Origin of the sequence: Kitasatospora sp. NPDC088391, from assembly GCF_044753345.1 — a bacterium.
Taxonomy (GTDB): Bacteria; Actinomycetota; Actinomycetes; order Streptomycetales; family Streptomycetaceae; genus Kitasatospora.
Window position 1 is genome coordinate 511572 of sequence record NZ_JBIVNB010000001.1, and the last position, 25335, is coordinate 536906.

The 25335-nt window shown below is 76.1% G+C and carries 22 protein-coding genes; 16 read left to right on the forward strand and 6 right to left on the reverse strand.

The window, feature by feature from the left end; all coding sequences use genetic code 11:
* Positions 1 to 63 precede the first annotated feature (63 nt).
* From ACIQBJ_RS02200 to ACIQBJ_RS02255, 12 genes are all read left to right on the forward strand, one after another.
* On the forward strand, positions 64 to 756 hold the full coding sequence (locus ACIQBJ_RS02200) for a DsbA family protein (RefSeq protein WP_400701976.1): 693 nt from the start codon (positions 64 to 66) through the stop codon (positions 754 to 756).
* A 642-nt stretch (positions 757 to 1398) separates the two neighbouring features.
* Positions 1399 to 2985 carry an ABC transporter substrate-binding protein gene (locus ACIQBJ_RS02205; RefSeq protein WP_400701979.1) on the forward strand — a complete coding sequence of 529 codons (1587 nt, stop codon included), beginning with the start codon at positions 1399 to 1401 and terminating at the stop codon, positions 2983 to 2985.
* Positions 2982 to 4055 carry an ABC transporter permease gene (locus ACIQBJ_RS02210; RefSeq protein WP_400701982.1) on the forward strand — a complete coding sequence of 358 codons (1074 nt, stop codon included), beginning with the start codon at positions 2982 to 2984 and terminating at the stop codon, positions 4053 to 4055. The genes ACIQBJ_RS02205 and ACIQBJ_RS02210 overlap by 4 nt, the downstream gene beginning before the upstream one ends.
* On the forward strand, positions 4052 to 5053 hold the full coding sequence (locus ACIQBJ_RS02215) for an ABC transporter permease (protein WP_400701985.1): 1002 nt from the start codon (positions 4052 to 4054) through the stop codon (positions 5051 to 5053). Before ACIQBJ_RS02210 ends, ACIQBJ_RS02215 begins: the two co-directional genes overlap by 4 nt.
* A gap of 100 nt (positions 5054 to 5153) precedes the next feature.
* On the forward strand, positions 5154 to 6179 hold the full coding sequence (locus ACIQBJ_RS02220) for an ABC transporter ATP-binding protein (protein ID WP_400701988.1): 1026 nt from the start codon (positions 5154 to 5156) through the stop codon (positions 6177 to 6179).
* On the forward strand, positions 6176 to 7159 hold the full coding sequence (locus tag ACIQBJ_RS02225) for an ABC transporter ATP-binding protein (protein ID WP_400701991.1): 984 nt from the start codon (positions 6176 to 6178) through the stop codon (positions 7157 to 7159). The genes ACIQBJ_RS02220 and ACIQBJ_RS02225 overlap by 4 nt, the downstream gene beginning before the upstream one ends.
* Before the next feature lie 239 nt (positions 7160 to 7398).
* Positions 7399 to 8565: an acyl-CoA dehydrogenase family protein gene (locus ACIQBJ_RS02230; protein ID WP_400701994.1), complete on the forward strand. Its 1167-nt coding sequence runs from the start codon at positions 7399 to 7401 to the stop codon at positions 8563 to 8565.
* A gap of 95 nt (positions 8566 to 8660) precedes the next feature.
* Positions 8661 to 9788 carry an LLM class flavin-dependent oxidoreductase gene (locus tag ACIQBJ_RS02235; RefSeq protein ID WP_400701997.1) on the forward strand — a complete coding sequence of 376 codons (1128 nt, stop codon included), beginning with the start codon at positions 8661 to 8663 and terminating at the stop codon, positions 9786 to 9788.
* Complete coding sequence (locus ACIQBJ_RS02240) at positions 9785 to 10735, forward strand: alpha/beta hydrolase (RefSeq protein WP_400702000.1); 951 nt, start codon at positions 9785 to 9787, stop codon at positions 10733 to 10735. Before ACIQBJ_RS02235 ends, ACIQBJ_RS02240 begins: the two co-directional genes overlap by 4 nt.
* Complete coding sequence (locus ACIQBJ_RS02245) at positions 10732 to 11244, forward strand: flavin reductase family protein (protein ID WP_400702003.1); 513 nt, start codon at positions 10732 to 10734, stop codon at positions 11242 to 11244. The genes ACIQBJ_RS02240 and ACIQBJ_RS02245 overlap by 4 nt, the downstream gene beginning before the upstream one ends.
* Positions 11235 to 12365, forward strand: a complete 1131-nt coding sequence (locus ACIQBJ_RS02250) for an LLM class flavin-dependent oxidoreductase (RefSeq protein WP_400702006.1) — start codon at positions 11235 to 11237, stop codon at positions 12363 to 12365. The genes ACIQBJ_RS02245 and ACIQBJ_RS02250 overlap by 10 nt, the downstream gene beginning before the upstream one ends.
* Before the next feature lie 7 nt (positions 12366 to 12372).
* The gene (locus ACIQBJ_RS02255) at positions 12373 to 12933 is read left to right on the forward strand and encodes a GNAT family N-acetyltransferase (protein ID WP_400702009.1); all 561 of its coding nucleotides are present in this window, start codon (positions 12373 to 12375) and stop codon (positions 12931 to 12933) included.
* 16 nt (positions 12934 to 12949) lie between these two features.
* Here the strand turns inward: ACIQBJ_RS02255 and ACIQBJ_RS02260 are convergent, their stop codons facing one another.
* From ACIQBJ_RS02260 to ACIQBJ_RS02285, 6 genes are all read right to left on the reverse strand, one after another.
* Entirely contained in the window at positions 12950 to 14380 is a 1431-nt protein-coding gene (locus ACIQBJ_RS02260) for a VWA domain-containing protein (protein ID WP_400702012.1), read from the reverse strand.
* 54 nt (positions 14381 to 14434) lie between these two features.
* Positions 14435 to 15418, reverse strand: a complete 984-nt coding sequence (locus ACIQBJ_RS02265; RefSeq protein ID WP_400702015.1) for an endonuclease/exonuclease/phosphatase family protein — start codon at positions 15416 to 15418, stop codon at positions 14435 to 14437.
* A 126-nt stretch (positions 15419 to 15544) separates the two neighbouring features.
* Positions 15545 to 16774 carry a hypothetical protein gene (locus ACIQBJ_RS02270; RefSeq protein ID WP_400702018.1) on the reverse strand — a complete coding sequence of 410 codons (1230 nt, stop codon included), beginning with the start codon at positions 16772 to 16774 and terminating at the stop codon, positions 15545 to 15547.
* A gap of 221 nt (positions 16775 to 16995) precedes the next feature.
* Entirely contained in the window at positions 16996 to 18870 is a 1875-nt protein-coding gene (locus ACIQBJ_RS02275) for a hypothetical protein (RefSeq protein ID WP_400702021.1), read from the reverse strand.
* A 227-nt stretch (positions 18871 to 19097) separates the two neighbouring features.
* Positions 19098 to 20729, reverse strand: a complete 1632-nt coding sequence (locus tag ACIQBJ_RS02280; RefSeq protein WP_400702024.1) for an AMP-binding protein — start codon at positions 20727 to 20729, stop codon at positions 19098 to 19100.
* Positions 20730 to 20835: 106 nt separating this feature from the next.
* Entirely contained in the window at positions 20836 to 21138 is a 303-nt protein-coding gene (locus ACIQBJ_RS02285; RefSeq protein WP_400702027.1) for a hypothetical protein, read from the reverse strand.
* 279 nt (positions 21139 to 21417) lie between these two features.
* Between ACIQBJ_RS02285 and dhbA the strand changes: the two genes are divergently transcribed.
* The 4 genes from dhbA (at position 21418) to ACIQBJ_RS02305 (ending at position 25298) form a co-directional block, all read left to right on the forward strand.
* Positions 21418 to 22200, forward strand: a complete 783-nt coding sequence (gene dhbA, locus ACIQBJ_RS02290) for a 2,3-dihydro-2,3-dihydroxybenzoate dehydrogenase (protein ID WP_400702030.1) — start codon at positions 21418 to 21420, stop codon at positions 22198 to 22200.
* An 88-nt stretch (positions 22201 to 22288) separates the two neighbouring features.
* Positions 22289 to 23464: an isochorismate synthase gene (locus tag ACIQBJ_RS02295; protein WP_400702033.1), complete on the forward strand. Its 1176-nt coding sequence runs from the start codon at positions 22289 to 22291 to the stop codon at positions 23462 to 23464.
* Entirely contained in the window at positions 23461 to 23619 is a 159-nt protein-coding gene (locus ACIQBJ_RS02300) for a hypothetical protein (RefSeq protein ID WP_400702036.1), read from the forward strand. Before ACIQBJ_RS02295 ends, ACIQBJ_RS02300 begins: the two co-directional genes overlap by 4 nt.
* The gene (locus ACIQBJ_RS02305; protein ID WP_400702039.1) at positions 23616 to 25298 is read left to right on the forward strand and encodes a (2,3-dihydroxybenzoyl)adenylate synthase; all 1683 of its coding nucleotides are present in this window, start codon (positions 23616 to 23618) and stop codon (positions 25296 to 25298) included. The genes ACIQBJ_RS02300 and ACIQBJ_RS02305 overlap by 4 nt, the downstream gene beginning before the upstream one ends.
* The last annotated feature ends 37 nt before the right edge of the window (positions 25299 to 25335 follow it).

Consider the following 25335-nt stretch of genomic DNA (forward strand, 5'->3'; position numbering starts at 1 on the left):
GGCCGGGCGGCCCCCGGGGCCGGGGCTTCCGAGGCCGGGGCGTCCGGGGCGTCCGGGGCGGAGATGGTCGAGTTCACCGACCCGTTCTGTCCGTGGGCCTGGGGCTCGGAGCCGACGCTGCGGCGGCTGCGCGAGTCCCTGGCCGGGTCGGTGACGCACCGTCGGGTGTTCGGCATCCTGTTCGACGAGGACGAGGAGCCGGCGCCCGACCCGGCGGCGGAGGCCGCCTGGTACGCGGAGTTCGTGGCGCGGGTCTCCGGGCACACGGGCGCGCCCCGCCCGGCGGAGCTGCGGTGGGTCGCGGCGAGCAGTTGGCCGGCCTCGCTGGCCGCCGCCGCCGCGGAGCGGCAGGGCCCGGCGGTCGCCGAGCGGGTGCTGCGGCGGCTGCGGGAGTCGATGTTCCTCCACGGCGAGCCCGCGGACACCCCGGAGCGGATCGCGGTCGCCGTCCGCGGGGTTCCGGACCTGGACGCGGCCCGGCTGACCCGGGACGCGGCCTCGCCCGAGGTGCGGGCCAGGGTGTCCCGGGACCGGGCCGAGACCAGGCGACCGCGCCCGGAGGTGGTGGGCCTGACCGGACCGGGCCCGCACCCGGGCGGGGCGAAGGAGACCGCCGACGGCCACCGGTACGCGCTGCCGACGGTGCTGTTCCGCAGCCCGGCGGGGTGCCGGGTGGTGCCGGGGTGGCACCCGCCGGAGGACTACCTGGCGGCGGCCCGCGCCGTCCTCCCGGACCCGCCGACCGACCGGCCCTGAGCCACCGGCCGGGCCCCGGCCGAGCCCCGGCCGAGCCTGCGGACGGGCACGCGACCGGCCCCGAAGTCCGCGGACCGGACGCCGTCCGCACACGCACCGGACCGATTCGGCCCGGCCGCCGTCGGGCCCCGCCCCGACCCGACCTTCCGTCAGTTCCGTTCCACCGCAGTCCCGTTGACGGTCCGCGCACGCCTCCGGCGGGCCTTCGACCCCCGCCCGTCGAATGAGACACCTTTTGGTGTCCATTGACACCGGGCCCCGCCGCCCGACAGGATGACGGCATGCTTTCGACGCACCCCAACGTGGTGTGCCGCTACGTGGACTTCCGGCGCACCAGCAGCGACCTCTGTCTCTGAGTGCCCTTCTCCGCCGGCGGCACGACCGCCCGCGATTCCCGGAGCGCGGCCCCGTCCGCGCCCGACGAGCGGCCCGCGCCGCCGTTCCGGGCCCCCTCCCCCAGGCATCGCCGCGCCCGTGACCGGGCGGGTTCCGGCCGCTGCCGCCCTTCCTCCCTTCCCGGTGTCCTGTCGCGCCGCCGTGCCCCGCCCGCCGCCCGTCCCCGCTGCCCGCCGCACCGCGGCGGCCGGTGACGGCACCGGTCCGGGCGGGCATCCGCCGCGCCACGAAAGGTGACGCACGCCCATGACCAGCTCCGACCTGCCCTCCTCCGACGCCCGGCCCGCCCCGGGCCTCCCGTCCCTCGCCAGACGCTCCTTCCTCGGGCTCGGCCTCGGCGCCGGCGCCGCCCTGGCCCTCGCCGCCTGCGGCGGCGCCACCGTCACCACCGCCGGCTCCGGCCCGGCGGGCGGCCGCAACGGAACCCTCAAGTGGGGCTGGGCGCTGCCCACTTCGTGGGACCCGGTGTTCTCCTCGGCCGGCTGGGACGTGCACGTGCTGTCCCTGGTCTACGCCGGTCTGACGAAGCTGGACGAGTCGGGGAAGGCGGTACCGGCGCTGGCCAGCGCCTGGACGTACAACGCCGACGGCACGAAGCTGACGTTCACGCTGCGCCCGGGCCTGGTCTTCGAGGACGGCTCGCCGCTGGACGCCGACGCGGTGAAGCAGAGCCTGGACCGGGGCCGCACCGACCCGAAGTCGCTGGTGGCCCCGCAGCTCACCCAGGTCAAGCAGGTGACGGCCCCGGACGCCGCCACGGTGGTGATCGAACTCACCGGCCCGGACTACCAGTTGCCGAACCTGCTGGCCGGCAAGACCGGACTGGTGGTCAATCCGCGGGCGTTCGCCACGGACGCCGCCGCGCTGGCCTCGAAGCCCGCCGGGGCCGGCCCGTTCAGCCTGGTGTCGTACACCCAGAACGCCAAGGCGGTGCTCAAGCGCAACCCGCACTACTGGGACGCCGGGTCGATCGAGCTGGAGAACTTCGAGGTCCACCCGCTGCCGGACGCCGCCACCGTGGTCGGCGGCCTGCAGTCCGGGCAGTTCGACGTGGCGCAGATCCCGGGCAGCCAGGTGGAGGCGGCGAAGGCGGCCGGGCTGGAGGTGCAGGAGATCCCGTCGCTGGTGGTGGCGGTGCTGGACGTCAACACCGCCAAGGCCCCGTTCGACAACCCGGACGTGGTGCAGGCGCTGAAGTACGCGATCGACCGCGAGGCGCTGGTGAAGACCCAGCTGTTCGGCCACGGCGAGGCCAACTACCAGCCGTTCCCGAAGGGTTACGTCGGCTACGACCCGGGCTCGGCGGACCTGTTCCGCTACGACCCGGACAAGGCGCGGGCGCTGCTGGCGAAGGCCGGGCATCCGGACGGCGTCGAGCTGACCCTGACCACGACGGCCGCGCAGGGCCTGCCGGAGCAGTTGCAGGCGCAGCTCAAGCAGGTCGGCATCAAGGCCGCCATCGAGGTGGTCCCGGCCGCGCAGGCCACCCAGATCGTCTACGTGCAGCACTCCAAGGCGCTGTTCACCGACCAGTTCGCGGGCCGCGACTCGGCCGCGCAGGCGTTCCAGGTCCTGTTCGGGGAGCAGGGGTTGATGAACCCGGGCCGCAGCACCCCGCCGGAGCTGCTGGCCGCCGTGCAGCAGGTGTCGCGCACCCCGCTGGACTCGCCGGACTACCCGAAGGCGCTGCAGGCGGCGACCGCGCTGGCGGTGCGGACCATGCCGAACGTGTTCCTGTACAGCGTGCCGCGGCTGCTGGCCCGGCGGAAGTCGGTGTCGGCGATCCCGGCGTTCACGGTGGTGCAGCGCTTCGAGGGGGTGAGCGTCTCGTGAGCGGCACCGCGGCGTCCCCAGGGGCAGCGGTCCGCCCCGCCGGTGCTCCGGTCGGCCCCGCCGGTGCTCCGGTCCGCTTCGCGGGGTGGGCGGTGCGGCGGGCGGCCCGCGCGCCGCGCCCGCTCGGGCGGGTGGCGGCCTCGGCGGCGACGGTGTTCCTGCTGTCCTCGGTGCTGACCTTCGCGCTCGGCGCGGTCTCCGACGCCAACCCGGCGGCGGCCGTGCTCGGCGAGACCGCGACACCGGCCGACATCGCCCGGCTGGACCACGAGTTCGGCCTGGACCGGCCGCTGTGGGCGCAGTTCGGGAGCTGGCTGGGGCACGCCGCGCAGGGCGACCTGGGGCGGTCCTGGTTCACCACCCTGCCGGTCGGCGACTCGATCGCGCAGGCCCTGCCGGTGGACCTGTCGATCGCCGGGCTGGCGCTGCTGCTCGCCGTGCTGCTGGGTGCGGCGGCGGGCATCGCGGCGGCGCTGCGCCCGGGCGGGCGGCTGGACCGGGCGGTCACCGCGGTGTGCACGCTGCTCGGCACGCTGCCCGCCTTCGTGGTCGCGATCGGGCTGATCACGCTGGTGTCGGTGCAGCTGCGGCTGCTGCCCTCGGGCGGCTACGTGCCGCTCGACCAGGACCCGGCCCAGTGGCTGCGGTTCGCGCTGCTGCCCGCGCTGGCGCTGAGCCTGGACGCGGCGGCGGGCATCGCCCGCCAGTTGCGCACCTCGCTGGTCGGCGCGCTGCGGGAGAACTGGGCGACCGGCGCGGCGGTGCGCGGACTGTCGCGCCGCCGGGTGCTGTTCGGGCACGTGCTGCGCAACGCGGCGGGCCCGGCGGTGACGGTGCTCGGCATGAGCGTGCCGATGCTGATCGGCGGCGCGGTCGTCACCGAGCGGATCTTCAACCTGCCGGGGATCGCCCAACTGTCGCTGCGCGCCGCCGAGCAGCACGACGTGCCGGTGATCCAGGGGACGCTGCTGGTGACGGTCGCCGTGGTGCTGGTCGCGAACCTGGCGGTGGACGCGGGGCTGCTGGCGCTCGCCCCGGCCGCCCGGCGGCGCCCGGCGGGTGCCCGGTGAGCGCCGGCCGGTCCGGGGCGTGGCGCCGCCCGGTGGTGCGGGCCTCGCTGGCGGTGCTCGGCGCGGTCGCGCTGCTGGCGGTGTTCGGCGGCCGGCTCGCCCCGCTGGACCCGCTCGCCCAGGACACCGCGCACCTGCTCCAAGGCCCTTCCGCCGCGCACCTGTTGGGCACCGACTACCTCGGGCGGGACGTGCTGAGCCGACTGCTCGCGGGCACCGGCCTGTCGGTGGCGGCGGCGGTCGAGGCGGTCGGCGCCGCCCTGCTGCTGGGCGTGCTGCCGGGGCTGGCCTCGGTGCGGTTCGCGGCCCCGCTGGCCTGGGTGTCGCTGCGCGCGGTGGACGCCCTGATGACGCTGCCGTTCACGCTGTTCGCGATCGCGGCGGTCGGCGTCCTCGGCAACGGCCTGCACCAGGCGATGCTGGCGCTGGGCGTGCTGCTCGCCCCGCTGTTCTTCCGGGTGTCGCGGGCCGCGGCGCTCGGGCTGGACCGGGCCCAGTACGTGGAGGCGGCCGAGCTGATGGGCGCGGGCCGGTGGACGGTGCTGCGCACCCACGTGTGGCGCAAGGTGCTTCCGACGGTGGCGGTGACGACCGCGCACGCGCTGGCCACCGGCCTGCTGACGGTGGCTTCGCTGACCTTCCTCGGCATCGGGGTGCAGCCGCCCGCGCCGACCTGGGGCGGCATGCTCGCCAGCGACCTGGGCTTCCTCGCCCAGCAGCCGTGGGCCCCGGCGCTGCCCGCCGTGCTGATCGTGCTGACCGTCGGCGCGCTCAACCTGCTGGCCGACGCGCTGCGCGAGGACGACCCGGCGCGCCGCCCGGCGGCGGAGCCCGCGGAGGACGCCGCGGAGGAGCCCGTCGAGAGACCCGCCGAGCAGCCCGCCGCCGAGCGGTCGGCCGTCGAGCCGTCCGGGACGCCGTCCGCCGCGCCGCGGCCCCGCCCGGCCGCCACGGGGGAGGACGCCGATGCCCGCACCGACGACCGCGTCCGCGCCTGACGCCGCGCCCCGCCCCGCCGGGCCCCGGCCCGAGCCCGCCCGTGGCCCTACCGCCGTCCCTGCCCCTACCGCCGTCCCCGTGTCCCGAAGGAGTGGTCCGATGAGTACTGCCGTGTCCGCGCCGCCCGCGCTGGAGGTGCGGAACCTGCGGGTGACGGTCGGCGACGGGCGGGCCGAGGCGGTGCACGAGGTGTCCTTCGCGGTGGCCGCCGGGCAGGCGGTCGGGCTGGTCGGCGAGTCCGGCAGCGGCAAGACGCTGACCTGCCGGGCGGTGCTCGGCCTGCCCGCGCCCGGTGTCGCCGCCGACGCCGACGCGCTGGCGCTCGGCGGGACGGACCTGCGCGGCCTGGACGCCCGCGGCTGGCAGCGGGTGCGGGGCAGTCGCCTGGGCGCGGTCTTCCAGGACCCGGGCTCGTACCTCAACCCCGCGCTGACGGTGGGCCGGCAGCTCGCCGAGCCGCTGCGGGTGCGGGACGGGCTGTCCCGGTCGGCGGCGCGCCGCCGGGCCGTCGAGCTGTTCGACTCGGTGGGCCTGCGCGACCCGGAGGCGGTGTACGACCGGTACCCGCACGAGCTGTCCGGCGGCATGCTGCAGCGGGTCCTGATCGCGGTCGCGGTCTCCGGAGACCCGGAGCTGCTGGTCGCCGACGAGGCCACCACCGCGCTCGACACCGTGGTGCAGGCCGAGGTCCTCGACCTGCTGGCGCGGCTGCGCGCGGAGCGCGGACTGGGCCTGCTGCTGGTCAGCCACGACCTGGCGGTGGTCGCCGAGGCCACCGACCGGCTGCTGGTGTTCTACGCCGGCGAGGTGGTCGAGGACGGCCCGACCGCCGAGGTGGTCGCCGCGCCCGCCCACCCGTACACCGAGGCGCTGCTGACGGTCGCCGGGCTGGTCGGCGGGGGCTCCGGCCGGTTCCCGGTGATCCCGGGCCGACCGCCCTCCCCCGGCGCGGACCTGCCCGGCTGCCGGTTCGCGCCGCGCTGCGGCTACGCCGTGGAGGCGTGCTCGCTCGCCCCGGTGGCGCTGACGTCCCGCCCGGACGGGCGCACCGTCCGCTGCCGCCGTTCCGACGAACTCGTCCTTTCGGAAAGTGACATGACGAAGCATCAGGAGGTGACCGCATGACCGCCGACACCCCGGCCGGCACCGCCGCCGGACCGCTGCTCGCCGTCGAGGGCCTGCGGGTCGCGTTCGGCCGGGGCGCGCCCGTGCTGGACGGGATCGACCTGCGGGTCCGGGCCGGGGAGATCCTCGGGGTGATCGGCGAGACCGGCTCCGGCAAGACCACGCTGGCGCGGGCGGTGGTGGGCCTGGCGCCCGTCACGGCGGGGCGGATCACCGTGGCGGGCGCGGACCGGACCGCGCTGCGCGGGCGGGCACTGCGGCAGGCCCGCCGGGAGGGCGCCGTGCAGTACATGTTCCAGGACCCGCTGCGCTCGCTGGACCCGGACCTGACGGTGCTCCGCTCGGTCGGGCAGCCGCTCGCGGTGGCGGGCGTGCCCGTCGAGGAGCGCCGCCGCCGGGTGCTGGAGGCCCTCGACCAGGTCGGCCTGGCCGCCGGGACGGCCGACCGGCGGCCGGGACAGCTCTCCGGCGGGCAGCGCCAGCGCGTCGCGCTGGCCCGGGCGATCGTCACCCGGCCGCGCCTGCTGCTCGCCGACGAGCCGGTGTCCGCACTGGACGCCTCCAACCGCAACCACGTGCTCGGCCTGCTGGACGGGCTGCGCCGCGACCTGGGCCTGGCGGTGGTGCTGATCTCGCACGACCTGGACTCGCTCGCGGGCGTCGCCGACCGGCTGGCCGTGCTGTACCGGGGCCGGATCGTGGAGAGCGGCCCGGCCGACGTGCTGCGCCGCCCGCTGCACCCGTACACGGCGCTGCTGGCCGCGTCCGCCCCCGGCGGCGGCCCGGCCCGGCGGGCCGAACTGGCCCTGCTGCGCACCCCCGCCACCGCCCCGCCGACCGCGTCCGGCTGCGCGTTCGCCCACCGCTGCCCGTTCGCCGACACCGCCTGCACCCCCCGCCCGACCGAACGCACCCTCCCCGACCACCGGACCGTCACCTGCCACCACGCCCCCGACCGGCTCCCCGCCACCGCCGCCTGACGCCCCGCCACCCGGTGCTCCCGGCCCCTCGGCGCGGCCCGCACCTCCCGCCGGACCGTGGCCCGCCACCACGCGTCCGCCCACCACACCCTGACACCGCCGCGCCCCCGCCGGGACGCCCCGCCCCTTGCCCGACAGTCCATCAGTTCACTTCCTCCCCGGGGGAGTTGCCCATGCCCGCCCGCGCTGCACCCCGAGCACCCCATCACCCTGCCCGTCACCACCCCGGAGGCCGACCGATGACCACCACCGCCGCACCCGTCCTCCCGGCCCCCGCCCTCGACCGACTGCCGGAGCTGACGGCCGCCCTGGCGGGCTGCGCCGCCGCCCACGACCGGGACGCCGAACTCCCGCTCGCCGACTTCGAACTCCTGCACGGCGCGGGGCTGTTGACGGCGACGGTGGCGGCCCGGCACGGCGGCCCGGAGGCCGGTCTCGGCGACACCGTGCGCATCCTGCGGGCCCTCGGCGCGGGCGACCCGGCGGTGGCGCTGATCACCGCGATGACGCTGTTCACGCACGCCGCGGAGGCCCGCGCCCCGCACTGGCCCGCCGGGCCGCTCGCGGACCTGCTCGCCGCGTCCGCCCGCCGCCCGGTCCTGGTCAACTCCCTGCGGGTGGAACCGGAGTTGGGCAGCCCGGTGCGCGGCGGCCTGCCCGCCACCACCGCCCGGCGGCGCGGCGACGGCTGGGAGCTGACCGGCCGCAAGACCTACTCGACCGGCGCGTACGTGCTGGACTGGCTGCTGGTCTGGGCCGCCACCGACGAACCCCGGCCCCGGGTGGGCTCGTTCCTGGTCCGGGCGGGCAGCCCCGGCGTCACCGTCGAACCGGTCTGGGACCACCTGGGCCTGCGCGCCTCCCGCTCCGACGACGTGCGCCTCGCGGCCGTGCCGGTGCCGGGCGACCACGTCGCCGGACTGGCCCCGGCGGGCCCGGACGGCGGCCGGGACCACACCGCCGGCGCCTGGAACGGCCTCGGCCTGGGCGCCCTGTACCTGGGCGTCGCGGACGCGGCCCGGGACTGGCTGCTCGGATTCCTGCACGAGCGCACCCCGACCGCGCTCGGCGCACCGCTGGCCTCGCTGCCGCGCTTCCAGTCCGCGGTCGGCGAGATCGAGGTCGCGCTGACCGGGGCGCACCGCCTGGTCGCGGCCCTGGCCGCGGCCGTCGACGCGGGCGAGCCCGGGGCCGCCGAACAGGCCGGCGGCGCGAAACTGCTCGCCACCCGGGCCGCGATCGACGCCGTCCAGCAGGCGGTGGCCCTGGTCGGCAACCACGGCCTGACCCGCCGTCACCCGCTGGAGCGCCACCTGCGCGACGTGCTCTGCGCCCGCGTCCACACCCCGCAGGACGACGCGGTGCTGCTGGCCGCCGGGCGCACCGCCCTCGACCGCCGCCGCTGAACCCCCTCCCCCGTCCGATCCCGTGACCCCGTCCCGACCCCGTGACCCCGTCCCGACCCCGTGACCCCGTACCGACCCGAAACGAGGACCGCACCGTGCCCGTCGAAATCATCGGCATGATCTCCACTCACGACGTCTCCGAGACCCGGCCCGCCACCGGCCCGGTGGTCGACGTCGACTACACCCGGCGGTTCGCCCGCGCCCACGAGGAGGCCGGCTTCGACCGCATCCTGATCGCCCAGTCCTCGGCCAGCCCGGACCCGAACCAGGTCGCGGCGTTCGCCGCCGCCCACACCGAGCGCCTGGGCCTGCTGATCGCCCACCGCCCGGGCTTCCTCGCCCCGACCGTCGCCGCCCGCACCTTCGCCACCCTCGACCAGTTCTCCGGCGGCCGGGTCGCGGTGCACGTCATCACCGGCGGGCACGACGCCGAGCAGCGCCGCGACGGCGACTACCTGTCCAAGGACGAGCGCTACGCCCGCACCGACGACTACCTGACGGTCCTGAAGAAGGCGTGGACCGAGGAGGCGCCGTTCGACCACGACGGCACCCACTACCGGCTGGAGGACTTCCGCTCCGAGGTGCGGCCGGTCCAGCAGCCGCGCATCCCGCTGTTCTTCGGCGGCTCCTCGGAGGCCGCCTACCGGGTCGGCGGCAAGCACGCCGACACCTTCGCGCTGTGGGGCGAGCCGCTCGCCGAGACCGCCGAGCAGATCGCCCGGGTCCGGGAGGCGGCCCGGGCCGCCGGACGGGACACCCTACCCGGCTTCAGCGTCTCGTTTCGGCCGATCCTGGGCCGCACCGACGCGGAGGCGTGGGAGCGCGCCGAGCAGATCCTCGGCGTGATCCGGGAGCGCGGCAACGCGTACAGCGGCTGGCGGGTGCCGCTGCCGACCGGTCCGGACGCGGTCCCGGCGAACGTCGGCTCGCAGCGGCTGCTGGCCGCCGCCGCGAAGGGCGACCGGCACGACCGGGCGCTGTGGACGGCCACCGCGAAGGCCAGCGGCGCGGCCGGCAACTCGACGGCGCTGGTCGGCTCCCCGGAGACCGTGGCGCAGGCCCTGCTCGACTACGTCGACATCGGCGTGACCACCGTGCTGATCCGCGGCTACGACCCGCTGGACGACGCGGTCGACTACGGCCGGGAACTGCTGCCGCTGCTCCGCCAGGAGGTCGCCCGCCGGGACGCCGCGCAGCCGCTCGCCGCAGCGGGCACCCGATGAGCGCGCCCGCGCTCGCCCCCGACCCGGTCACCGCCGCCCCCGTGGCGGTCGACCGCTGGGAACCCGCCCCGCCCGCCGCCGTCCGCGGCACCGTGGTCCTGCTGCCCGGACGCGGCGAGCACCCCGGCGTGTACGCCCGGTTCGGACGCCGGCTGGCCTTCGACGGCTACCGCCTGCTGGTGGCGGCCGACCTGACGGGCCGTCCGGCCCCGGCGGTCCCGGCGGTGTCCGGGCTGGTCGCCGCGGCCCGGACGGAATCCGCCGGAGGCCCGGTCGTCCTGGCCGGCTCCGACACCGGCGCCCTGCTCGCCCTGGCCGCCGCCACCGCCGCCCGCCCCGACGCCCTCCTCCTCGCCGGCCTGCCCGGCGGAGCCGCCCGCCCCGACGCCGGGAAGACCGGCACGGTCGGGCCGCGCGGCCGGGCCCGGGAGGAGGCCGGGGGCGGGGTGGCGGTCGGGTGGGCGGCGGACGAGCTCTCGGCGCGCACCGCGTGCCCCGTGCACCGGGGGCTGTTGGCCGCCGACCCGGAGTTCCGGCCCGGCGCGCTGCTCGCTCCGGTGGCCGCCGACCTCGCGGCGGCCGCCGCGGCGGCCCGGCCGACCGTCCCCGTGCTGGCCTTCCACGGCCTGGCCGATCAGGTCGCCCCCGCGTCCGCCCTCCGGTCGCTCGCGGAGCGGCTGCCCGCCGTGACGGCGGTCGCCGTGGCCGACGGCCGGCACGACGTGTTCAACGACGCCGCGCACCGCAGCGTCGCCGCCCGCACGGTGCAGTGGCTGGAGCAGTTGCGGGCCGCCCCCGACGACGGCTCCGCCGCGCCGCCCCTGCTCGTCCCGCTCACCCCGGGTACCGGCACGCGGCCGACCCGCCCCGGGGAGAACCGCGGCCCAGCCCCGGCCGGAACCGCCCCCGCAGATCCGATCCACCGTCAGGAAGGGCTCCCCCGATGACCGCCGTCGACGAACGGCCGACCGCCACGCCGGCCGAACTGCTGCGCCGCACGCTGCGGCGGCACGCCGCGGGCGTGGTGGTGATCACCGTGCCCGGTCCGGCCGGGTTCACCGCGACCTCGTTCACCTCGGTGAGCCTGGAGCCCGCGCTGGTCTCCTTCTACCTGGCGTCGGGCGCGTCCACCGCGCCGGCCGTCCGCGCGGCCGACGCCTTCACCGTGCACGTGCTGAGCCGCGAGCAGGAGGAGCTGGCGACGGCGTTCGCGCGCAGCGGCGTGGACCGGTTCGCCGGCGTCGACTGGCGCACCGGCCCGCACGGCACCCCGCTGCTGCCGGGTGCGGCGGCCCGGCTGACGGCCCGTCGGGTGGGCCTGCACCCGGTCGGCGACCACCTGCTGGTGGTGGGCGAGGTGGTGGCGGCGGACACGCCCGGCGGTGCGCCGCTGCTGCACCACGACGGCGGGTACGGCGGCTTCCTGCCCTCCGCCGAGGAGGGCCGGTGGCACTGACGGTGCACTGGTTCCTGCCGACCACCGGCGACAGCCGCCTGGTGGTCGGCGGGGGGCACGGCGCGGTCCCGGGGGCGGCGGGCGGCGACCGGCCGCCGTCCCTGGGCTACCTGGGGCAGATCGCCCGCGCGGCCGAACAACTGGGCTTCGCGGGGGCGTTGACGCCGACCGGGCCGTGGTGCGAGGACGCCTGGCTGACCACGGCGATGCTGACCGGCCTGACCGAGCGGCTGACCTTCCTGGTCGCGTTCCGGCCGGGGCTGGTCGGCCCGACGCTGGCCGCGCAGATGGCGGCGACCTACCAGAACCTGTCCGGGGGCCGGCTGGCGCTGAACGTGGTGACCGGCGGGGAGTCCGCGGAGCAGCGGGCGTACGGCGACTTCCTGGACAAGGACGGCCGGTACGCGCGGGCCGACGAGTTCCTGTCGGTGACGGGGCGGCTGTGGCGGGGCGAGCGGGTCGACCACGAAGGCGCGCACCTGCGGGTGGCGGGGGCGGAGCTGACCCGGCTGCCGGACCCGCCGCCGCCGGTGTACTTCGGCGGTTCCTCGCCGGCCGCGGAGCGGGTCGCGGCCCGGCACGCCGACGTGTACCTGACCTGGGGGGAGCCGCCCGCGCAGGTCGCGGAGAAGATCGGCCGGATCCGGGCGCTGGCCGCCGCGCACGGCCGCCGCCCGCGGTTCGGCGTCCGCCTGCACACCATCACCCGCGACACCTCGGCGGCGGCCTGGGCGGAGGCCGACCGGCTGCTCGCCGGGATGGACCCGGCGCGCATCCGGGACACCCAGCTCTCGCTGGCCCGCAGCGAGTCGGAGGGGCAGCGGCGGATGCGCGCGCTGCACGGCGGCGCGGTCGACCGGTTGGAGGTGTACCCCAACCTGTGGGCGGGCTTCGGCCTGGTCCGGGGCGGTGCGGGCACCGCCCTGGTGGGCAGTCACACCGAGGTGGCGGACCGGATCGAGGAGTACCACCGGCTGGGCGTGGACGAGTTCGTCCTCTCCGGGGTGCCGCACCTGGAGGAGGCGTACCGGGTCGGCGAGGGGCTGCTCCCGGTGCTCGCCGCACGCGGTCTGACCGCCGGGGGAAAACCGGTTGCCGTGGGGCCTGACCTGCGGCGATGATGCGCGCATGAAGCACATCATCCGCCCCGTCGCCGCCGAGGACTGGGCCCTCGTGAAGTCCCTGCGGCTGGACGCGCTGCAGGACCCGCTGGCCGGGATCGCCTTCCTGGAGACCTACGAGGCCGCGCTGGCCCGGCCGGACGAGTTCTGGCAGCAGCGCGCGGCGGGCGGCTGGGGCGAGGTGGTGTCGCGGCAGTTCGTCGCCGAGCGGGCGGACGGCGGCTGGGACGGCTCGGTGACGGTGCTGATCGAGCGGGCCGGCGGCAACGACGTCCTCGGGGAGCCCACCGACGTCGACCAGGCGCACCTGGTCGGCGTGTTCGTCCGCCCCGAGCAGCGCGGCACCGGCCTGGCCCGCGAACTGTTCGCCGCCGCCGTCGAGTTCGTGCACGGCCTGGCGGACCCCGCGGTCTCCCGGGTCCGGCTCTTCGTCCACCAGGACAACACCCGTGCCGAGGCGTTCTACCGCCGGATCGGCTTCGCCCCCAGCGGCCTCACCCACCCGGCCCCGGGCGACGGCTCGGCCGTCGAGCGGGAGCTCGTCCTGTCCGAGGGCGGCATCCGCTGACCCTGCCGCCGCCGGGTCAGGGCAGGATGCCGGCCCGGCGGGCGGTGGTGACCCAGTGGGGGAACTCGGAGAGCAGCCGGTCGTAGAGTTCGGGGTCGGGGAGGGTGCTGATGTCGTCGACGGCGAAGAAGCCGACGTTGTCGACGCGGCGGCCGGGCAGTTCGCCGAACTGTTCCAGGACGCCGTAGCCGGCCCGGCCGAGGCCGACGAACTGCCAGAAGACGGGCTCCTCGACGGCGGCGCGCAGCTCGCGCTCGATCTCGGCGTTGCGGTAGACCCCGCCGTCGGAGAAGAACAGCACCAGGGTGGGGGCGGCGGCCGGGTTGCGGCGGACGTACTCGCGGACCTCCGCGATGACCTTCTGCTCCTCGTTCTGGATGCCGACGGCCTTCATGTCGATCCGCCCGTCGGGCTGCGGCGGGCGCGGGCGGCGGCGGCCGAACAGGCTCAACTCGCCGACCCGGACGTGCAGTCGGAGCCAGTCCGGGAGTTCGGGCAGGCGCAGGTCGGGCAGCCGGGCCGGGTTGCTGGCGAAGGTCCAGGCCTGCATCTCGCCGTCGTCGTCGAGCTGCGCGGCGACGGCCGCCATCCGCTCGACCACGTCGGCGACCACGCCGCGCGCGTACAGCGTGCTCATCGAGCCGGAGGCGTCCAGCACCAGGACCACCCGCGCCGTCAGGTCCTGGGCGCCGTGCTTGCGCAGGCTGACGGCGACCTGCTGCTTGCGCAGCGAGAGGCGCTTGCGCATGTCGACGGGCAACTGCTCCTCCCCCGCCCCGGAAGCCGTACCGGCCGCGGGGCCGTGCCGATGGTCCGTCGGCCACGCCCCGGCGGGCGCGGCGGGCGCGGCGGGCGGCAGCACGGGCGGCGCGGCGGGCCTCGGGGGGACGGGCGGCGCCGGCCGGGCGGCGGGCGGGAGGGCGGTGAGCCCGTAGGTGGCGGCGAGGCCGGTGAGGCCGTCGGCGTAGCCCTGGCCGACGGCGCGGAACTTCCAGTGGCCGTCGCGGCGGTAGAGCTCGCCGCAGACCAGGGCGGTCTCCCGCCCGGCCTCGATCGGGAACCGGGCCAGCGGGGCGCCGGTGCGCGCGTCGCCGAGCAGCAGGGTGAGGCCGGGGACCTGCCCGAAGGTGGCGTCGCCGACGGTGGCCGCGACGAACACGATGCGCCGGACGGCGGGTTCGACGGCGCCGAGGTCGACCTCCAGCCGTTCCACGGGGCTGTCGGCGGTGCCGGTGCGGCCCCGGTGGGCGACGGCGCCGGAGGAGTGCCGGGGCAGGTGCGCGCCGACGTGGTCGCCCCGGTCGCGGACGTGGCCGCTGCCGAGCAGCAGCAGCGCGGTGACGGCGACCTCGGGCGTGCCGGGCCCGGCGCGCCTGCTCAGGTCGATCCGGACGGTGGCGGCCTCGATCGGCAGGTTGGCACCCTTGGCCAGTTCTCGCACGGTCACCTCCTGTTCTGCTCAGTCTGCCCGTTCGGACGCTCCGCGTCGCCGTCGCGGACCTCAGCCGGTGACGGCGAGTTCGGCGACGACGGCGCGGTGGTCGCTGCGGGCCATCGCGTGCTCGTCGACGGAGACGGCGGTCAGCGCGGGGCCGTGCAGCACGTGGTCGATCTGGATCAGCGGCGGGGCGGCGTAGTCGGGGTGGTCCTGCGGCCAGGTCGGGAAGAGTCCGGCGCCGAGCTGGTCATGGGTGTCGGTGAGGCCGGTGGCGAGCAGGTCGCGCATCGGCTTGTGGTCGAGGGTCGCGTTGAAGTCGCCGAGCAGGACGGCGTCGCGGGTCCGTCCGGGGGCGGCGGCGCGCAGCCGGTGCAGGCCGTCGGCCCAGGCGCGGGGGTCGCCGAGCGGGTAGTAGGTGTGCACGGCGACGATCCGGACGGACCGGCCACCGACGTCGACGGCCAGGTTGGTCGTGGGCCAGGCCGGGTCGGGGCCGGAGCTGACGGGCAGTCGGGTGTAGATCACGGTGTCGCCGTGCTCGGGCTTCTCGCGGTGCGGGAGCAGTTCGCGCAGGCCGGCCCGGTCGAGGGCGTCGGCGGCGGAGTCGCCGAGCTCTTCCATGGCGAGGACGTCGACGCGCTGTTCGCGCACCAGGTCGACCACGGCCCGGGGCGAGATGCCGCCCATGAAGGCGTTGCTGGTGGCGACGCGGAGCCGGGGCGCGGCGGCGGGGACGTCCGTCCCGTCGGGGAGCGCCCGGGGCAGCAGCCAGCACAGCTGCAGCACGGCCAGGGCGGCGGCCAGGCCGACGGCCCACCAGCGGCGCAGCCCGGCGAGGGCGGCGAGCAGCAGCACGGTGAGCAGGGCCGCGTGCGGGAGGAAGGACATCGGCAGGGCCCAGCGGGTGCCGTCGTCGAGTCCGAGGAGCCGGGCGGCGGCGAGGGCGGCGGGCCCGGCCAGCAGGAGCAGGCAGAGGGCGAGGGCGGCCGTCCGCAGCCGGGGGCGGCGGCCCTCCACAGCGGTGTGCTCCGGCGTTCCGTCGGTCATCCGTCCTCCTCCCCGCCCCGGCATGATCATCCGTTCGGGGGGAGGGACGTGCCCGGACGCCGGACGGTTCCGCCGCCCGCGCCTCGTGGGCGGGGTGGCGGAACCGTGGCCGGTCCTGCGGGGGCGCTACTTGTTGGTGGTCCAGGTGGAGCGCGGCGCGGCGTGGCCGGCGCGCAGCGAGGCCGGGTCGACGTCGATGTCGGCGTAGAAGACGCCGAGGTTGTAGCCGTCGCCCTGGGTGTTGACGGTGACGGTCACGTCGGTGTCGCCGTTGCGCAGGAACGGGGAGACGTTCCAGCGGTTGGCGTCGTAGCCGAAGGAGTTGGGGTAGGCGGGGTTGCGCGGGAAGCGCTGGGCCGGGTCGGCGTTGTCCAGGTTGGAGGTGAAGGCGTCGTTCGCGGGGTGCAGGGCGTCGGTGAAGCGGGTGAGCGGGCCGTTGGTGGACTTCAGGTCCATGGTGTCGCCGGTCCACTTGTGGTCGCCGTCGTAGACGACCCAGCCGAGGTGGCCGGTGACGGGGCCGCTGGCGGGGGTGCGGATGCCGGACAGGGTGCCGGACAGGGCGGGGCTGTTGGGCAGTTCGGGCTGGAAGCCGTCCCAGATGTGCAGGTGGCGCAGCGGGTCGCAGTCGTTCTCGTAGGCGACGACGATGGTCCAGCCGCCCCAGCTGTGCGGCTTGACGACGGAGTCCATGTCGGCGGCGGTGTAGGTGCCGGAGCCGTGCTTGCGGACCATCTCGGTGATGTCGGAGGAGGCCTGGTAGCTGCTCTCGTCGTCGGTGGTGATGTAGCCGATCGAGGGCTGCTGGTTGGCGATGTTGCTGTAGTCCGCGTCGCCGGGGAACTTCAGGTAGATCTCGTCGATCTGGCTCTCGGGGAGCACGGTGCTGCCGATGCCGCGGGTGCCGCCCCAGTAGAGGCGGGCGTACTTGACGGTGGCGCCCTCGGGCAGCTGGAGGTCGGCGGAGCTGGAGGAGTAGATCGGGTCGCCGAGCGGGCCGACCTTCCCGGGGCCCTCGATGTTGATGTACTTCATCTGGTACTTGTTGTTGATCGGCAGCGCGCCGTCGCCGTTGCGGGCCTGTTCGCAGGGCGCTTGGGCCGGATCGACGGGGGGCTGGGTCTCGTCGCAGGTCATCAGCGTGTTGCTGATGTGGGTGATCCCGCCGTGGAAGTCGCCCTGGAAGCGGGTGGTGAACGGCAGCCGGTTCTCGGAGAGGGTCTGGGCCGCGGCGCGGCCGTGCGTGGTCGGGCGGCTGTCGGTCGAGTACGCGGCCGGGGCGGCCAGGGTGCACGCCGCGACCACCAGGGTGGCGGAGACGGTCAGCGCACGGCGCGCGGTGCGGGGACGGGACAAGGCGGACTCCTCGTGTCTGGCCGGGACGGCCGGGGTCGACTGTCCTTCCACCTGACCATCCGTCAGACGTTCCAGCACGTCATTGGGCCGAACGGCGGCATTCCTGGGAGTGGGCGGCTGGGCCGAACGGGGGCATGTCTGGGAGTTCCCTGACAGCGCCGCCGCCCGGCCCGCCGCGTCCGGTGCCCGGACGGCTCAGCGCTTGGGCCGGTGAGAGGGTGTCACGGTTGCGAGAGGACGTTACTGGGGCCGCCGAAAGCGGAATTGACGGCCCGTCCGGTGCCGTTGACCACGGAGTCGATGCCGCCGGAGCCGTTCAGGAAGACGGTCAGCAGGTCGTGCAGCCGGACGCCGGGGCGGTCGGGGGCCTCGAAGGCGGTGGAGTTGTGGATGTCGACGCCCTGGTTGAAGAACGAGTAACTGCCCATGCCCCAGCCCTCGAAGGACCTCACCCGGGAGCCGACGGCGAACGCCGGGTAGCCCTTCCGGGCCCGGGAGGCCATCCAGGCGGCCTGGTTGGGGACTTCGTACGGGTTCTCGTTCTGGAAGAACACCACCCGGCCGTCCTCGCCGTTCCAGACCGTCTCGGTCTTCTGGAAGTGTTCGACGGCGAGGCCGGTGGCCACCACCCGGTCGCCGTTGACGACCAGGCCGGTCTCGCTGCGGGCGGTGTTCCAGTTGCCGCCGCCGGCCCCGTGGTCGGCGCGCCAGATCCAGGCGTCGTCGATCAGGGTGTCGTCGCTGTTGACCTCCAGCGCGGTGGTGGCGTAGCCGTCGCGGGCGCCGCCGACCCGGAAGAACACGTCGGAGAGGCCGATCGGGTTCCGGGTGTGGCGGTCGTGGCTGCCGCGCTCGCCGACCTGGACCAGGACCCGGGAGTTCTCCGGTCCGGCGTCGACGATCAGGCCGGAGACGTCGACGCCGTCCACGTCGGAGATCCGGAGCGCGGCGTCGCCGCGGGTGGGGACCAGGGTGGCGAAGCCGAGGCCGAGCACCTTGGTGCCGGGACGGGTGACCTTCAGGGCCTCGGTCAACTCGTACACGCCGGGGGTGAAGAGCAGGTTGCGGCCGCCGCGGAGCGCGGCGTTGATCTGCCGGGCGCTCGCGCCGGGCCGGACCACGTAGAAGCCGTCCAGGCCGAGCGAGGCGCCGTCCGCCGCGCCGTTCTGCCAGTCGGTGCCCGCCGAGTCGCGGCGCAGCGCGGGCACGGCGACCCGGTACGCCCCGGCCGGGTCGCGGTACAGGTAGGGGGCCTCGCGGGTGGCGGGGCAGGTGTCGAGGGTGGTGTAGGGCGCGGCGGCCGGGTCGGTGGAGAAGGACTGCGCGGGGGCGCCGGCGGTGCCGCAGAACACCTGGTTCCAGACGCCGTTGGTCCAGCCGTCGAGGTCGCTGTTGCGGGTGAAGAACTGCTGCTGGGAGCCGTTGATCACGGTGCCGCCGGTGAACTTCGAGTCGGCGATGAAGCCGCCGCTGGCCCAGGCGGGCGAGCCGGTGCAGTAGTCCATCAGGGTCAGGTTGCCGTTGACCTGGACCCGGCGCAGCGGCGCGGCCTGGGAGACCGCCCAGAAGTCGGTGTTGGCGTAGCAGCCGCTCTTGCCCGCGACGTTGACGGTCAGGTTGCTGAGCGAGCGCCAGAAGTTGGTGGTGGCGTAGCACTTGCCCTGGTCGCCGTCGACGCACTGGTTGTAGACGTCGACGGAGCCGTTGAGGACCACGTCGCCGGGGTTGCGGCCGAGGCCGGCCACCGACTCGTAGAAGCCGACCGAGAAGTTGAGCGGGTCGGCGGCGGTGCCGTAGGTGCCGGGTGCGAACAGGATCGCGTAGCGCTCGGCGCCGAACTCGTTGCCGGTCTGGGCCCGGGCGATGGTGTCGAGCCGGCTCTGGATCTCGGCCTTGGGCATGCTCGGGTCGAGGACGAGGACGTGCTCGCCGAGGCTGCCGCCGCCGGGCGGGACGGCGGCCTCGGCCGTGGTCCCGCCGGTGGTCTCGGCCGTGGCCTCGGCGGCCTGCGCGGTGGGCGCGAGCAGGGCCGCGACGAGGGCGGTGGCGGCGACGGCGGCGAGGCCGAGGCGGCGCGGTCCGGTGGCTCTGGTCATGGGGCACACCCGTCTGGTGGGTTCCGGAGGGGACGGCGGGGCCCGGGGTTCCGGCCGGCCTGACGTCGGCCGCGCACCCCGTCCGCTTACTTCACGCCGAGATTTAACGTATGAGAAAAATGGGCGTCAAGACTCCGGGGCAGGCGGGTTCCCGCCGCGCGCGCCGCGGCCGGACCCCGTCGGGGCCCGGCCGCGACAACGTGCCCGGTCAGCACGGTGACGGGGCGTCAGAGCCCGAGCAGACGGGTGGCCTCGGCGCGCATCTCGACCTTGCGGACCTTGCCGGTGACGGTCATCGGGAAGGCGTCCACCACCCGCACGTACCGGGGGACCTTGTACCGGGCCAGCCGCCCGGCGCAGAAGGCCCGGACCGCCGCCGCGGTGAGCGGCTCGGCCCCCTCGCGCATCCGCACCCAGGCCATCAGCTCCTCGCCGTACTTCTCGTCGGGCACGCCGATCACCTGGACGTCCAGCACGTCGGGGTGGGTGTGCAGGAACTCCTCGATCTCGCGCGGGTACACGTTCTCGCCGCCGCGGATCACCATGTCCTTGATCCGGCCGGTGATCGACAGGTAGCCGTCGGCGTCCATCACCGCCAGGTCGCCGGTGTGCATCCAGCGGGCCGCGTCGATCACCTCGGCGGTCTTCGCCGGCTCGCCCCAGTAGCCGAGCATCACCGAGTAGCCGCGGGTGCACAGTTCACCGGGCTCGCCGCGCGGCACGGTCCGGCCGGTGGCCGGGTCGACCACCTTGACCTCCAGGTGCGGCCCGACCCGGCCGACGGTGGAGACCCGGCGCTCCACCGAGTCGTCGGCCCGGGTCTGGGTGGAGACCGGGGAGGTCTCCGTCATGCCGTAGCAGATCGACACCTCGGCCATGCCCATCCGGCCGATGACGTCCTTCATCACCTCGGTCGGGCAGGGCGCGCCCGCCATGATGCCGGTGCGCAGGCTGGACAGGTCGTGGGAGTCGAAGTCCGGGTCGGCGAGTTCGGCGATGAACATGGTCGGCACCCCGTACAGCGAGGTGCAGCGCTCGGCGGCGACCGCGGCCAGGGTGGCCGAGGCGTCGAAGGCCGGGGCCGGGATCACCACGCAGGCGCCGTGCGAGGTGGCCGCCAGGTTGCCCATCACCATGCCGAAGCAGTGGTAGAACGGCACCGGCACGCAGATCCGGTCCTGCTCGGTGTAGCCGCACAACTCCCCCACCCAGTAACCGTTGTTGAGGATGTTGTGGTGCGAGAGGGTGGCGCCTTTCGGGAAGCCGGTGGTGCCCGAGGTGTACTGGATGTTGATCGGGTCGTCGGCGCCCAGTTCGGCCGCCGCCCGCTCCAGCAGCGCCGGGTCGCCGGCCCGGCCGGCCGCCACCAGCTCCGCCCAGTCCGGGGTGTCCAGCAGCACCACCCGCGCCAACCCGGGGCAGCGCGGCCGGACTTCGGCGACCATCCCGGCGTAGTCGGAGTCCTTGAAGCGCTCGGCCGCCACCAGCAGCCGGATGCCGGCCTGGTTCAGCACGTACTCCAACTCGTGTGCCCGGTACGCCGGGTTGACCGTCACCAGGATCGCGCCGAGCCGGGCCGTGGCGTACTGCACCAGCATCCACTCGGCCCGGTTCGGCGACCAGATGCCGACCCGGTCGCCCCGGCCGATCCCGAGCGCGGCCAAGCCCAGCGCCACCGCGTCCACGTCGGCGGCGAGTTCGGCGTACGTCCAGCGGCGGCCGGTCGCGCACTCGACCAGCGCCTCCCGGGCCGGGTGGGCGCGGACCGCCCGGTCGAGGTTGGCTCCGACGGTGTCGCCGAGCAGCGGCGCGGCGGACGGGCCGGAGGAGTAGCTCAGCGGACGCGGGTCGTGCGGCACGGGTGCCTCCTGGACGTGCACGGGCGGGACTCCCCCATGCTGCGCACCGCGGCGCGCGTTGACCAGAGGACGGCCCGGGGGCGCGGGGCGACCCGCGGGCGCCGGTTCAGTCGGCCAAGGTGCGGTCCCCGATCACGTCCAGGTTGCGGAAGGTCGGCGGGCCGTCGCAGAGCCCGGCGGCCCGGGCGGCGAACTCGGCCGTCTCGGGGCGGCGCGAGTTCTCCATCGCCACCTCGTAGGACGGGAATTCGACGATGTTGAGGTAGACGTCCGCACCGTCCCGGTCCCGGGTCTGCAGGGCCCGCACGGCCAGCCGGTGGCCCTCGTTCCTGGCGGCCCACTCGTCCAGCAGCGCGTTGAACTCGTCGATCCGCCCGGTCCGGTACTCGATGATCTGGATGAACTTCACCGGAGACCTCCCGGGGCCCGGCGGTCGAACGCCGCCACTCGCCCCTTCCAGCCTCCGCACCCCGCCGGCGGACCGCAAGGCCGGACGGCCTGCCGACCCGTCGGCCGCCCCCGCCGGTCTGCCCGTCCGCCGGTCCGGGCACCTGGAGCATCCGCCCACAATTGATTAGGCTAACCTAACCTAAGTAGGCCGCAGGTCCGCGACCTGCGCATCCGTGTACCCGGGAGCACCCATGCCGTTCCGCATCCGCACATCCGCCCTCCCGCGCCCGGCCGCCCGGTGACGGCCGACGCCGGCGGGGACGGTTCCGGCGGGGACGGTTTCGGCGGGCGGGTCGCGCTGGTCACCGGCGCGGCGCAGGGCATCGGCGCGGCCGTGGCCGCGCTGCTCGCCGGGCGCGGCGCCCGGGTGGTGGGCTGCGACCTGCGCGGCTCCGACACCGAAGGGGCCTTCCCCGTAAAGGAGTTGGACGTCACCGACGGGGCCGCCGTGGAGGCGCTGGTGGCCGAGGTGGAGCGTACGGTCGGGCCGGTGGACGTGCTGGTGAACGTCGCGGGCGTGCTGCGGGTCGGCCCCGCGCTGGAGCTCGCCGACGACGCCTGGCAGCACTCCTTCGCCGTCAACACCACCGGCGTGTTCCACACCTGTCGCTCCGTCGGGCGGCGGATGGCCGGGCGCGGCCGGGGCAGCATCGTCACGGTCGGCTCCAACGCGGCCGGGGTGCCGCGCACCGGCATGGCCGCGTACGCCGCCTCCAAGGCCGCCACCGCCATGTTCATGCGCTGCCTGGGCCTGGAACTGGCCGCCTCCGGCATCCGCTGCAACCTGGTCTCCCCCGGCTCCACCGACACCGCCATGCAGCGCTCGCTGTGGACCGACCCCGGCGCCGAGCAGCGCGTCCTGGCCGGCGACCCGGCGAGCTACCGGGTCGGCATCCCGCTCGGCCGGATCGCCGACCCCGTCGACGTCGCCGAGGCCGTCGCCTTCCTGGCCGGCGACCGGGCCCGGCACATCACCATGCACGACCTGTACGTCGACGGCGGGGCCACCCTGCGCGCCTGACGCCCCGTCGGCCCGCCCCGCACGCCCCGTCCCCGTTCCGCACCGCCCCGGCCCCCTGCCCGGCCGGGCGCCCCACGAAGGGATTCCGATGACCACGGCCCCCGAGCTCCGCACGCCCGCGGCGGTGACCGGCAGCGACCTGCTCGCCGCCTACCGGTCCGGGCCCGACCGGGCCTTCCTCACCACGCCCACCCGCACCCTGCTGGCCGAGGGCGTGCACCGCGCCGTCGAGGACCCGGCCGAGGCCGCCCGGCTGCTGGCCGCGGCCCGGCCCGACGGCGGACGGCGGCTGCTGGTCGGCGCCATACCGTTCGCACCCGGCGCGCCCGCCCGGCTGTTCGTGCCGGAGCGGGTCCGGCAGGCCGGGCCGGTGCCGCCGCCGGCCGGCGCGCCGCTGCCCACCGGCCCCACCGCGGACGGGCGTTGGCAGCGCCGCCCGGTGCCCGGCCCGGACGGCTACCGGACGGCCGTCGCCGAGGCGGTGCGCCGCCTGGCCGGGAGCGGCCCGCTGGAGAAGGTCGTGCTGGCCCGCACCCTGGAGCTGACCGCGCCCGGCGGCGCCGACCTGGCCGCGATGGCGGCCCGCCTGGTGCACCGCGACCCGCACGGCTACACCTTCGCCGTCCCGGCCGGCGGCGGCGCCACCCTGATCGGCGCCAGCCCCGAACTGCTGGTCTCCCGGCGCGGCGGCCGCGTGGTCTCCAACCCGCTGGCCGGATCGGCCGCCCGCAGCGCCGACCCGGTCGAGGACCGGCGGCGCGCCGAGGCCCTGCTGGAGTCCGCCAAGGACCTCGGCGAGCACGCCTTCGTGGTCGACGCCGTCCGGTCCGCGCTCGCCCCGCACTGCACCGACCTGGCCGTCCCGGTCCGGCCGACCCTGCTGCGGACCGCCGCGATGTGGCACCTGTCCTCGACCGTGACCGGCGTCCTGCGCGACCCGGCCACCAGCGCCCTCGACCTGGCGCTCGCCCTGCACCCCACCCCCGCGGTCTGCGGCACCCCGACCGCGCTGGCCCGGGACGCCATCGGCGAGTTGGAGCCGTTCGACCGCGGCCTGTACACCGGCGTGGTCGGCTGGGGCGACGAACACGGCGACGGCGAATGGGTGGTGACGCTGCGCTGCGCCGAGGCGGACGGCGACCGGCTCCGGCTGTTCGCGGGCGCGGGCATCGTCGCCGCGTCCGACCCGGAACTCGAACTCGCCGAGACCGCCGCCAAGTTCGGCACCTTCCTGCAGGCCGTCGGGATGGCGGGGGACCGGTGATCCCGGACCCCGACGCCGCGGTGACCCGCCGCTGGCCGGCCCGCCCGGCGGAGCCCGGCCTGCGCCAGCACTCCACCGACGGCGAACCCACCGACGAACGGCCGGAGTTCCGCACCCACCCGATCACGCCGCACGGCCCGGAGGACCCGCGATGAGCCCGCACCCCGACGGAACCGGCCCCGGCTCCCCCGCCGACCCGCACCCCGCGGAGCCGCACCCCGCCGACCCGCACCCCGCGGAGCTGTACCCCGCCGGGGTGGCCGCCCGCTGGCGGGCCGCCGGGTACTGGACCGGCGAGCTGCTGGACGCGGGCGTCCGGCGGCACGCCGCCGCGACCCCGGACCGGATCGCCGTCACCGACCGCGCCCGGCAGTGGAGTTACGCCGAACTGGACGCCCGGGCCGACCGGCTGGCGGCCGGGCTGGCCGCCTGCGGCCTGCGCCCCGGCGACCGGATCGTGCTCCAACTGCCGAACGTCGCCGAGTTCTTCGAGGTGTTCTTCGGCGCGCTGCGGGCCGGCGTGGTGCCGGTGATGGCGCTGCCCGCGCACCGGCGCGCCGAGATCGGCTACTTCTGCGAGTTCGCCGAGGCCCGGGCGCTGTTCGTGCCGGACCGCCACGAGGGCTTCGACCACCGGGAGCTGGCGGCCGAGGTGCGGGCCGCGGTGCCGCACCCGCCGGAGGTGTTCGTGGTCGGCGAGCCCGGCCCGTTCACGCCGCTGGCCGCACTCCGCGCCCCCGCGGGCGTTCCGGTGCCCGCGCCGCCGCACTCCGGCGACCTGGCGTTCCTCCAGCTGTCCGGCGGCTCGACCGGCCTGCCGAAACTGATCCCGCGCTGCCACGACGACTACCTGTACAGCGTCCGGGCGTCCGCCGAGATCTGCGAACTCGGCCCGGACACCGTGTACTTGTGCGCGCTCCCGGCGGCGCACAACTTCCCGCTGTCCTCGCCCGGCACGCTCGGCACCTTCCACGCGGGCGGCCGGGTGGTGCTGGCCCCCGACCCGAGCCCGGCCACCGCGCTCGGCCTGGTCGCGCGCGAACGCGTCACCCTGACCGGCGTGGTGCCGCCGCTCGCCCTGGCCTGGGCGCACGCCGCCGAGGCCGACCCGGGCCGGTACGACCTGTCCAGCCTGGAACTGCTCCAGGTCGGCGGGGCCAAGCTCAGCGCGGAGGCCGCCCGGCGGCTCGGACCGGCGCTCGGCTGCCGGCTCCAGCAGGTCTTCGGGATGGCCGAGGGGCTGGTCAACTACACCCGCCCCGAGGACGACGAGCACACCGTGCTGACCACCCAGGGGCGCCCGATCTCCGCCGACGACGAGATCCGGATCGTCGACGACGCGGACCTCGACCTGCCCCCCGGCGAGCCCGGCCACCTGCTCACCCGCGGCCCCTACACGATCCGCGGCTACTGGCGGGCCCCCGGGCACAACGCCCGCTCCTTCACCGCCGACGGCTTCTACCGCACCGGCGACATCGTCCGCCGCACCCCGACCGGCCACCTGGTGGTGGAGGGCCGGGCCAAGGACCAGATCAACCGCGGCGGCGAGAAGGTGGCCGCCGAGGAGGTGGAGAACGTCCTGCTGGCCCACCCCGCCGTGCACGACGTCTCGGTGGTCGCCGTCCCCGACGACTACCTGGGCGAACGCTCCTGCGCCTACGTGATCCTGCGCCCCGACGCGCCGCCGCCCCGGCCGGTCGAGCTGAAGTCCTTCGTCCGGGCCGCCGGGCTGGCCGGGTTCAAGGTCCCGGACCGGGTCGAGTTCGTGGCCGCGTTCCCGTCCACCGGCATCGGCAAGGTCAGCAAGAAGGACCTCCGCGCCACCGCCGACTGAAGCCCTGCCGGACCCGTCCGCCGAGAAAGGCTCCCCT